This window comes from Candidatus Bathyarchaeota archaeon (genome assembly GCA_025059045.1).
Lineage (GTDB): Archaea > Thermoproteota > Bathyarchaeia > Bathyarchaeales > DTEX01 > JANXEA01.
Window position 1 is genome coordinate 46,989 of sequence record JANXEA010000006.1, and the last position, 9,845, is coordinate 56,833.

At 44.8% G+C, this 9,845-nt stretch carries 9 protein-coding genes and 1 rRNA gene; 4 read left to right on the forward strand and 6 right to left on the reverse strand.

All coding sequences use genetic code 11. The annotated features are described in order from the left end of the window. Positions 1–16 precede the first annotated feature (16 nt). Positions 17–631: an archaeal proteasome endopeptidase complex subunit beta gene (gene psmB, locus NZ952_01370; protein ID MCS7119847.1), complete on the forward strand. Its 615-nt coding sequence runs from the start codon at positions 17–19 to the stop codon at positions 629–631. A 26-nt stretch (positions 632–657) separates the two neighbouring features. After that, the gene (locus NZ952_01375) at positions 658–1,344 is read left to right on the forward strand and encodes a TIGR00296 family protein (protein ID MCS7119848.1); all 687 of its coding nucleotides are present in this window, start codon (positions 658–660) and stop codon (positions 1,342–1,344) included. Positions 1,345–1,371: 27 nt separating this feature from the next. Here NZ952_01375 and NZ952_01380 read toward each other — a convergent pair whose 3' ends face one another. Both NZ952_01380 and NZ952_01385 read right to left on the reverse strand, forming a co-directional pair. Further along, positions 1,372–2,436 (reverse strand): Xaa-Pro peptidase family protein, encoded by a 1,065-nt coding sequence (locus tag NZ952_01380; protein MCS7119849.1) that lies wholly within the window; start codon positions 2,434–2,436, stop codon positions 1,372–1,374. A 94-nt stretch (positions 2,437–2,530) separates the two neighbouring features. Then, positions 2,531–3,100, reverse strand: coding sequence for a nitroreductase family protein (locus NZ952_01385; GenBank protein ID MCS7119850.1), 570 nt, complete (start codon positions 3,098–3,100; stop codon positions 2,531–2,533). Between the two features lie 60 nt (positions 3,101–3,160). Here NZ952_01385 and NZ952_01390 point away from each other — a divergent pair, with 60 nt between their 5' ends. After that, complete coding sequence (locus tag NZ952_01390; GenBank protein MCS7119851.1) at positions 3,161–3,613, forward strand: DUF1893 domain-containing protein; 453 nt, start codon at positions 3,161–3,163, stop codon at positions 3,611–3,613. Position 3,614: 1 nt separating this feature from the next. Here the strand turns inward: NZ952_01390 and NZ952_01395 are convergent, their stop codons facing one another. The 4 genes from NZ952_01395 to NZ952_01410 all read right to left on the reverse strand — a co-directional run bounded on the left by NZ952_01395 (position 3,615) and on the right by NZ952_01410 (position 8,304). Next, the gene (locus NZ952_01395) at positions 3,615–5,375 is read right to left on the reverse strand and encodes a hypothetical protein (protein MCS7119852.1); all 1,761 of its coding nucleotides are present in this window, start codon (positions 5,373–5,375) and stop codon (positions 3,615–3,617) included. A 91-nt stretch (positions 5,376–5,466) separates the two neighbouring features. After that, the gene (locus NZ952_01400) at positions 5,467–7,092 is read right to left on the reverse strand and encodes a hypothetical protein (protein MCS7119853.1); all 1,626 of its coding nucleotides are present in this window, start codon (positions 7,090–7,092) and stop codon (positions 5,467–5,469) included. Between the two features lie 68 nt (positions 7,093–7,160). After that, entirely contained in the window at positions 7,161–7,913 is a 753-nt protein-coding gene (locus NZ952_01405) for a nucleotidyltransferase family protein (protein ID MCS7119854.1), read from the reverse strand. 49 nt (positions 7,914–7,962) lie between these two features. Further along, the gene (locus tag NZ952_01410; protein MCS7119855.1) at positions 7,963–8,304 is read right to left on the reverse strand and encodes a hypothetical protein; all 342 of its coding nucleotides are present in this window, start codon (positions 8,302–8,304) and stop codon (positions 7,963–7,965) included. A gap of 355 nt (positions 8,305–8,659) precedes the next feature. On the opposite strand from NZ952_01410, the gene NZ952_01415 reads away from it, so the two are divergent. Next, positions 8,660–9,845 (forward strand): 16S ribosomal RNA (locus NZ952_01415); the annotation flags it as partial.

A 9,845-nucleotide genomic window follows, 5' to 3' on the forward strand; every position in this document is an offset into this window, starting at 1 on the left:
GGAGCGGGAAGTTATATTGAGTGGAGATCAAACTCAGTATCTTTATGTTCCAGGTGCAACTACGGTTGGAGTCGTCTGTAAGGATGGAGTAGTTCTCGCTTCGGAGAAGAGGGTTTCATACGGATCTTTCGTTATGAGTAAGTCTGGGAAAAAAGTCTTCAAAATAACGGAAAGCATCGGCGCAGCTTGCGCTGGTCTAGTATCCGACATGCAGATCCTCATACGCGAGGTAGGCGCCTATGCAAATCTTTATAGACTCGAGTCCGGTCGTCAAATATCGGTGAAGTCCGCAGCAAAAATGGTTTCGAACCTTCTTTTCAACCGTAGACTCTTCCCATTAATAACTGAGACGATCGTTGCGGGAGTAGATGATGAAGGACCATCCATGTACGTGCTCGACGTTCTCGGTTCAAATATTCAGGATAAGTATACGGCTGTGGGTTCAGGAGCAGAGATAGCTATGGGGACGCTTGAGGATGGCTACAGAGATGACCTAACAGTTGAAGAGGGGAAAGACTTAGTAACACGCGCAATCAAATCAGCAATAAGCCGAGATGCAATGAGCGGAGACGGCATAGACTTTCTAATCATAACAAAGGACGGTATTCAAGAGGAATCCATCAAGTTCTAGTCTCAGTGAGCTACTTTATGCCTTGAATGGAGACCTCGAAGCAGATGACTGAACCATTCAACCTTTCAGATTCAGAAGGTGAGTTTCTAGTAAAACTGGCCAGAATGGCTGTAGACAAGACCCTCAGATATGGTGAGATCATTTCTCCGCCTCCAGACACCCCTGAAAAGTTTCAGGAGCCAAGAGGCGTATTTGTAACCTTAAATAGTATTTCAAACGGGCAGAAGAGTCTTAGGGGATGCATAGGATTTCCCTACCCCACATATCCGCTTGTCCGCGCGGTTATAGAGGCAGCAGTAGAGTCTGCAACTAGAGACCCCCGTTTCCCCCCTGTCTCTATTTCCGAGCTGGACAGTACACTGTTTGAGATAAGCGTGCTCACAAATCCAGAGTTAATATCTGTTTCCTCTCCAACCGAGTATCCATCCAAGATCAATATTGGGTCAGATGGGCTTATAGTTGAGAGAGGGTTCTATAGAGGATTACTTCTTCCTCAGGTGCCGATAGAGTGGGGATGGGACGCAGAAGAGTTCCTATGCCAGTCCTGCATGAAGGCTGGACTGTCCCCTGATTGCTGGGTTCTGAAGGGGACAAAGATCTACAAGTTCTCTTGTATTATTGCAGAGGAGATAGAGCCTAATGGCAGAGTCGTCGTTGTGGATCTACGCGAAAAGAATGGGGCTTCCAAACTCGAATCGCTTCTTAGGCGGTAGAATAATATTACAAAAAAAGGCGGAAGGTCAAACAAGCGGAAAAATAGGTGTCTTCGTCAATTTCACCGTCTTGCCATTCAGTACCGCTAACGTGTCCTCAATTCTCACGCCACCGAATCCCGGAATATATATTCCAGGCTCGATTGTTATAGTATTTCCGTAAGACAGTGTGTCTGTGCTTCTAGGCCCGATAGTTGGCGGCTCATGAACATCTAGGCCCACACCATGCCCCAGGTTATGCACAAAATATTCACCATACCCCTTAGACTCAATTAAGGATCTAGCTTTTTTATCAACTTCTTTGGCTTCTACACCGGGATGAATCCTCTCAATTGCTATGCGCTGTGCCTCTTCTACAACCCTGTAAACCTCGGATTGTTTCGCACTTGGCTTTCCAATGACAAATGTCCGTGTGAGGTCTGCACAGTATCCCTGAACCCTTGCGCCTATATCTATTACGACGAGATCACCGTTTTTCATCTTTCTCTCGCCACATCCTCCATGCGGAAATGAAGAGTTCAAACCGGATGCAACAATTGATTCGAAAGCGAAGCCTTCTGAGCCTGCTTTTCTCATTTCATACTCGATCTCAGCAGCCACTTCACGTTCCCTAAGTCCTGGTTTCAAGATTTCAACAGCTTTTTCCATAGCGCGAGATGCGAGTTTAGCCGCCTCCATCATAAATTGTAATTCAGATTCGTCTTTAACTTTACGTAGATCCCAAACCATACTGTCTCCTGTCTCAAGCGCCCTCTTCTTCAAACTCTTCTTTATTTTGAGATACGAGTCAGCTCTCAATGTGTCGAATCCTATACGTTCAAGACCTAAAGACATTATTCTGCGGCTCAGTATCTCTTCTAAGTCTTCGCCGATTCTAAGAAGTTCAACGCAAACGTCCCTTGCGTATTCTTTGGCGGCTTCAAAATTTACGCTATAAACAAAAAGAATACAGTCTCCGTCTTCAGGTATAAGTAGGGCTGAACCACCGGAGAAGTTGGTAAAATACTGCATATTCTTAACATTCATGATCAGGAAACCATCGAGGTTTCTGCAAGAAAATTTCTCTCTTAGTGCTTCGATGCGGTCTCCCATACAAGTCTTCCTCCGCCACCATACCATGCTGTCTTAGCCAGATAAAATGAGTTATAATGTTGTGTATTTGGAATTCAAGTCTAAATTATCTCAGCTACCAGTGATTATAACGTACAATTTCATCCAGCGGTTTTCGATCCACCACAGGTCCCTTTCTCTCAGCTGGATAGCCGAGTTCAACCATTGCAACTATGCGTGCACCTTCTGGAAGTCCGAGGACTTTCTTTATCTCCTCTTCTTCATGGAAGACGCCAAGCCAACAAGTTCCAAGACCCAGTTCCCACGCTTCTAAAACAAGGTTTTGTAGGGCGATTGCCACATCGATTTTCCAGAAGTCTGTACCGGGAAAACTTTCGCTGGGGATTGCGCATCCGACGATTATAATTGGAGCCGTCAGAACTGGTCCTCTTCGATGAGGCGGTCGAAGACTTTCCTTCACTTTTTGATCTGTTACAATTATGAAACGCCAGGGCTGTCTGTTGCCAGCTGACGGCGCAAGCCTTGCCGCTTCTAGAACTCTTAAAAGTTTTTCTTGCTCTACGGGCCTAGGCTCGAATACCCTTATACTTCTCCTTGTTCTTATAGCATCGAAAACATCCATATATGCCACCGAGATGAATGAGATCGTGACTCCTATAAGCCTATTGGTGAAGCCCCGGATCAATAAGTCCTCATTGGACGCCAAATATATTAATTGGGTAGATCATTCTTCTAATTTATTGAAATGAACGACATAGAAATTGCAAAAAAAATACTGGTCAAAGATAATCTTTCGCTCGCAATAGTAAAAAAGGGTGAAATTATCTTCCGATCAGATGCGACTGGTATTGTAGGTCTGCTTACGGCTATAGAAAGATTGGGCGAGAAAATGCATAAATCTTCCGTGGCAGATAGAATTGTTGGAAAAGCCGCTGCACTCCTCCTTGCAGGTTCTCACGTCGATTTTGTTTATGCTGAAATTATGAGCAATGAAGGATTAAAGGTTCTGAAGGAGAATAATGTTAACTTACAGTATGGAAGACTTGTTCCATTTATACTGAACAAGCATAAGAATGATATTTGCCCCTATGAGAAATTCTCTTCATTATTAAGCTCGCCTGATGAAGCCTTCGAGATGCTAAGAAAGTTTGCAGATAATCTTAATCTCTTTCCGATATATGATTCCCCAAATGGCTGATTCAGTCGGGATAAATCTTTTTTAAAACTTCTTTCGGGTCAAACGCTTCTTTTGACCTAACCGAAGCCTCTTCCACATATAATTGGATAGCAAACTTCAATGCTTCCTCACTCACCGGTATGAAATCCAAATCGGACCTAAAGTAATCCATTAATGAGGCTGCACATGCGAATCGTAGAATTTTATCTTCTAGTCTGGCGGAGAACTTCACAATCTCCTCTTGAATCTCTCCCAGTATCGCTTCTCTCGCCTTGGATACAACGTCGAAAACTTTTGGAGTGACCATGATGGGTTTCGGCTGGAATTTACCCTTCACTAGAAAATGGCCTGTTTGAATTCCATATACCAGGGTCAAGTGATCCCGAATCTTCTTAGATCCCTTCTCGATATCTATGGCGCCAAGCGCAAGCTTCATCTGGCTTCGCGTTATCTCAATAAACCTTTCTTTTGTCAATCTATGCAGTCTGCAGAGCATCCTATCCTCGATTGCGTTAAAGTTCGGATCTTGAACTGTAACTAAGTATCCACGATCCTGAACCGAGACATTGTAATTTACTGAGAAGAATGAAGAAAACCGGTATGGACCTATTATCCCAGTATGGGTCTCATATTTTATCTCACCCTGCTCCATCGCTATTTTAAGGGGCTCAACCATCCCCTTATATCTAAAAAAATCGTTAAACTCTGGGACAATGAAGTTGAAGACCTTCCCAGCATAGGCCTGCCCTATTCTTATGAAACGTGCAGGCGTCATTCCGCCGCAGTAGCGATTTCTTCCAGGTATTCCATGCGCCCCAATTTTCGCGTCGGGTTTGCCTAGTATCATGTCCCTTGTAGAGAAGCTCTTACCAGTTCCAGGATCGCCAAAAAGCGCAAGTGACCATCCTGTTTTTTTCCCTGTCTTTCCCCGCTCGTGAATAATATCTGTATTTGCAAGACCATACTGCTGTGTTATGCTTAGCAGACTATCAAAGCACAGTAGCGGTCCGAATAGGTCTTCTAGGTAAGCTGATAATGAAGATATGCCGAATTCTTTTCCAAATTTTATAGTTTCCTCAAGTCTTTTCTTTAGAAGGTCGTTCAAGTATTCATCAAGTTCCCGATCCATTGCTTCAACTCTTTTTTTCTCTTCTTCTACGTAGTCAATCCGCTCCTGCGCCTCTCCTGTAGTGTAGACCTGCTCAGTTATCTTTCCAGGAGGTCTACTCTTTAGACCAAGTTCGATCTCAAGTATAGGCAGCGTCTCTCTCGGTATTTGCCATTCTCGGTATTTTTCACCTTTATATAATGGCGCAATTATTCCAAGCCTTTCCAGCTCATTCAAAGCATCTTGTAGATCTATCTTCTTTACAGTTTTTCGTAATTCTTCGAAGGATGCGCTGCCACCCAACTTTATCATTGTCTTCAGTATTGAAATGGCTTCTGTGCCTATTCTCAGCACGGATTTTTGGATACTGTCCTGAATGTTTTTCCATGAACCCTCTAGGCTTAGCTTACCACCCTCCAACGTATAGAACATCCCTCTAAAAACAGCCCACTCTCGGGGGTTAAATTCTCTAAATATAGATTTTAAGCCTTCATCATCAATGTTGGAAGATATTTCGAGGGCTGCTTCGCCTTCATCTCTTATAACCCAGCCGTTTGGAAACTGATCGAAAAAACGAATCTTCAGTCTCTTTCCAATCCTGTATAGATCTATTATATGAAATGCTCTTTTCAATAGGATGGCGCGTTCAAGAACCTTCTCTTTTTCTTCTCCCAAATCCTCTCGCCTCTCCCGACAAACACTTTATGTCAACTCCCAATCTAAAGACTTATTAGCAGACATGATTCCATGAGATTGAAGGCTGTTCTCAGAGATAAAGCTTCAAGATTTCATCTTTCTCTTTTGAGGTTATCCAGCCCTCCTCTTCAAGCCCATCAAGCCCTTTTCTTAACTCCTCCCCAAAACTCGACATTTTAAGTAGATTCTTTGCCTCACATATTCCTCTGACATATTCCCTAAATAATGGGTCCTTTTCCAAACTCTTTCTCATGCTTTCAAAGATTAGTGAGTTTATTTCTGGCGATTTTGGGGAAAGCAGCATATGCATCCTTGATTCAAGACTGAACGAAAAAAGTGCTTTCTTAATTCTGTCCACAATCCCACGATAGCTCTCAATCATGACTGGTGGGTGAACATCAAACCTCTTCTTTTCTTTAGACTCATATATGACCAAGTAGAACGGTATTTCGATCAGCAATGCATCTTCAGCTTTGTAAGGCAATACCCTCCCTTCAAAATCTTTTATACTCCTATTTCTTTTTTCTATGAGGCTCTTTATCTGAGATTCTATCACATCTGCTTTTCTTTCAATTTCGCTGATTTCATCTCGTCTCTTTGAAATCTCCTCGTTTCGAGAATTTTCCAGAGCCTCCACTTTCTTGATTTCCTCGGCGGTTATTTCCAAATATCTTGTTTCTACTTCAGCTATTCTCTTCTCATATTCGGTCTTTATCTTGTCCTTTGATTTCTTGATTGTACCTAGGTGTTCAACGAGTTTCTTCAACGTTTTTTTCTCAACTTCAATCCTATAATCCAGTCGGCTTGTACTTCTTTTTGGATACTTTTTCTTTTGCTCTTTTCGCCGCTTTTCCAGCCCATCCACTACAAGCTCCACATCCTTAATTCTCTTTGAAATCCTCTCTTCTTCTTGAAGAAGCTTCTTTAACTTCTCCTCTGCTTGCGCTCTTTCTTTCTTGATCTCTTTTTCCTTCTCCTTAGCCATGATCTCGATCTTTTTATTTAGGAACTCTCTTGCTTCCGAAATTATTGACTCGTATTCTCTCCATATATGCTCAATCTCTATTGCTATTTTCTCTTTATGATACTCAGTCTGCTCGCCAAGTACTCTGAGCGCGAATTTAAGCGCATCAACATCTTCCGCCAATCTTTCCAACTCATGAATGTACAAGTATGCTCGCTCCCTCGCTTCACCCTCAGGAACTCTGAGAAGATCTACATTTGAAATTGGCATCCCGCACTCGGATGCGCATCCTTCCCTCACGAGGCTTAATAATGAGGTGGATAAATGTTCGCTATAAATTACTGAGTTCAGCGTTTGGGTCTTTTGGGAAGCGAAGCCCGCGAAAGTCTTAATATTATTGTTAAGCGTCTCTTTGAATGTTTCTAATGATGTTGAGGACTTGATTAAATCCTCTGTGAAACTCTTAATGCTAGGAACTTCTTCCTTTACTAGCACGGTTGTGCATAGTGCTGCACCATCAACTATTATACAGTTTTCTTTCCAAGGAATAAGCCATAATGGATATTCAAGTTTAGATATGGCCTCTATTTTTTCCGGCGTCCCAATAAATGAGGTCTTCTTTCTTCTTGCTTCTGAGAGACATACGATCGCGGCTTTTTCCATTTCATTTGTAAAAGGTTTATCTCTTCCGGGTTTTAGACTAGCATAAGGTAGAATAAGCCTTTGCTGCATCTGTTTAGCCATCCTAACTGTGCCAACGATTAAATGGTGGTAGGATCATATCTAATCCAATTCTTTTTCTAAGTATATAGGAAGCTAAGGGCTTTATCAACAGTTCCGGCGTCGAGTTTTTCATACGCCTCTGTGCTTCCAACATCATACCAAAAAGCGTCTGTAATATATCCGTATACCCTATCTTTCTTTTCCATAATATATGGGATCACTTCCCCCATGAGGTCTAGTTCTCGTTTGTTCTTTATTAGCTCCTCCATGCTTTGCAAAGTTTCACCTTCTAGGGCTGCGATTGCGATGCTGACAGGTTTTTCATACTCCGGTTTCTCTTTAAATCTGGTGATACGCCCGTCTTTTCCTAAGTCTGCAACTCCAACCCTAAGCGAGAATCCTCTCGATAGGGCAATAGTGGCCTGTGCATTCTTCCCTCTATGATAGTTTAGGAAATCAGTTAGATTCATGTTTGTAAGAATATCTCCATAATACACTAATAGAGTGTCGTCCCTATTTATGGCACCTTTACGGTACGCATTAACTATGGCTCCAGCTGTCCCCTTTATTTTCGGATCATCATAGACATATGTCACGTTAATATTGAACCTTGAACCATCCTCAAAGTAATTCACGATTTGCTCTGCCTTATATCCAACAAGCAATATTACTTCCATAATGCCATGAAACTTGAAAAGCCGAAGGACATACTCTAAGAGCGGTCTCTGCGACCTTCCAATAGGGATCATCGTCTTCTGAAAGTAGTATGTGATAGGCCTAAGTCTTTTCCCCTCCCCTCCACATAAAACTACTCCTTTCACTCGCCCCATACTCTGCCTCCAAATGAAAGCTCTAAAGGATTGACGTCTAAAGGTTTATTTACGCCTTCTTTGTATCGGACCCGGTTACGGTTTGACTTGAACCTTCAGATTTCTCTTCCTCTTTTGTTTCTGCCTCTATCTCCTTCTCTATCTCCTCTATAGGTTTAGGCGGAGGTGTAGTTGCCATTGTCCAACCAATCCATGCGCCGATGAACATCACACCAAAAAACGCTATTAAGACCACGAGGGCAACTGCCCAGAAAGGAATTTCCCCTGCAGATACCCACGGAAACATCCATGAAACCGCTCTGGGAGCAAATATTAGAACCGCGTATCCAATCATAAGAATAATACATACAACACATATTAGAGCTCCAATCACCTGATCCTTACTTGCCAAAATTTATCACCACGAGAAACAAGTAGCAATATCACTATTTATAAATCTTATTATAAGATCGACATTACTAATAGACAATATCAGGGTCAGTTAAAAAATTGCAAAAAGGCTCAGCAGCTTGTTGAGATAAATATTTATTAAGGAGCCTAAAGATACAAATAACACGTCGAGCTTAAAGCTCGCAACCGCAACTTAATGGCGGCGTCAACACGGATGAAAAAGGCGGACAGCCTCTGAATGATGTGTTGACCTCCAGTTGCGGGAACAAGACATGCGGATCTAAGTCGGAAGACTTAGATCTAAGGTGGGTTTGGCGCATCGTGCTTCCAGTTTCAGCCTAACCGCGACCGTCCTAACTCCGGTTGATCCTGCCGGACCCCACTGCTATCGGGGTGGGACTAAGGCATGCAAGTCAGTGCCTTCAGCCACGGTGAAGGCACGGCGGACGGCTCAGTAACACGTAGCTAACCTGCCCTTAGGACGGGGATAACCCCGGGAAACTGGGGCTAACACCCGATAGGCGAGAAGGCCTGGAATGGTTTCTCGCCTAAAGGATGATGGGACCATGCTTCCATCATCGCCTAAGGATGGGGCTACGGCCGATCAGGTAGTTGGTGAGGTAACGGCTCACCAAGCCTATAACCGGTACGGGCCGTGAAAGCGGGAGCCCGGAGATGGGCACTGAGACAAGGGCCCAGGCCCTACGGGGCGCAGCAGCTACGAAAACTCCGCAATGCGCGCAAGCGTGACGGGGCTACCCCGAGTGCCGTCCGCTGAGGACGGCTTTTCTCCGGTGTAGCGAGCCGGAGGAATAAGGGGAGGGCAAGTCTGGTGTCAGCCGCCGCGGTAATACCAGCTCCCCGAGTGGTGGGGACGATTATTTGGCCTAAAGCGTCCGTAGCCGGCTCTGCAAGTCTCCCGTCAAATCCAACGATCTAATCGTTGGGCTGCGGGAGATACTGTAGAGCTAGGGGGTGGGAGAAGCTGACGGTACTCTTGGGGTAGGGGTGAAATCCTATAATCCCAAGAGGACCACCAGTGGCGAAGGCGGTCAGCTAGAACACGCCCGACGGTGAGGGACGAAAGCTGGGGGAGCGATCCGGATTAGATACCCGGGTAGTCCCAGCCGTAAACGATGCAGGCTAGGTGTTGGCGTGACTACGGGTCACGCCAGTGCCGCAGGGAAGCCGTTAAGCCTGCCGCCTGGGAAGTACGGCCGCAAGGCTGAAACTTAAAGGAATTGGCGGGGGAGCACCACAAGGGGTGAAGCTTGCGGTTCAATTGGAGTCAACACCGGGAACCTTACCGGGAGAGACAGCAGGATGAAGGCCATATTAAAGGTATTGCCAGACAAGCTGAGAGGAGGTGCATGGCCGTCGCCAGTTCGTGCCGTGAGGTGTCCTGTTAAGTCAGGCAACGATCGAGACCCGCACCCCCTGTTGCTACCGGCCTTGAGCCGGGCACACTGGGGGGACTGCCGCCGATAAGGCGGAGGAAGGAGCGGGCCACGGCAGGTCAGTATGCCCCGAATCCCCCGGGCC

What these genes read in the sequence shown, in the direction of transcription:
- NZ952_01375 (MCS7119848.1), top strand. Translation starts at nt 658, where the DNA reads ATGGAGACCTCGAAGCAGATGACTGAACCATTCAACCTTTCAGATTCA.
- NZ952_01380 (MCS7119849.1), bottom strand. Translation starts at nt 2,436, where the DNA reads ATGGGAGACCGCATCGAAGCACTAAGAGAGAAATTTTCTTGCAGAAAC.
- NZ952_01390 (MCS7119851.1), top strand. Translation starts at nt 3,161, where the DNA reads ATGAACGACATAGAAATTGCAAAAAAAATACTGGTCAAAGATAATCTT.
- NZ952_01400 (MCS7119853.1), bottom strand. Translation starts at nt 7,092, where the DNA reads ATGCAGCAAAGGCTTATTCTACCTTATGCTAGTCTAAAACCCGGAAGA.
- NZ952_01405 (MCS7119854.1), bottom strand. Translation starts at nt 7,913, where the DNA reads ATGGGGCGAGTGAAAGGAGTAGTTTTATGTGGAGGGGAGGGGAAAAGA.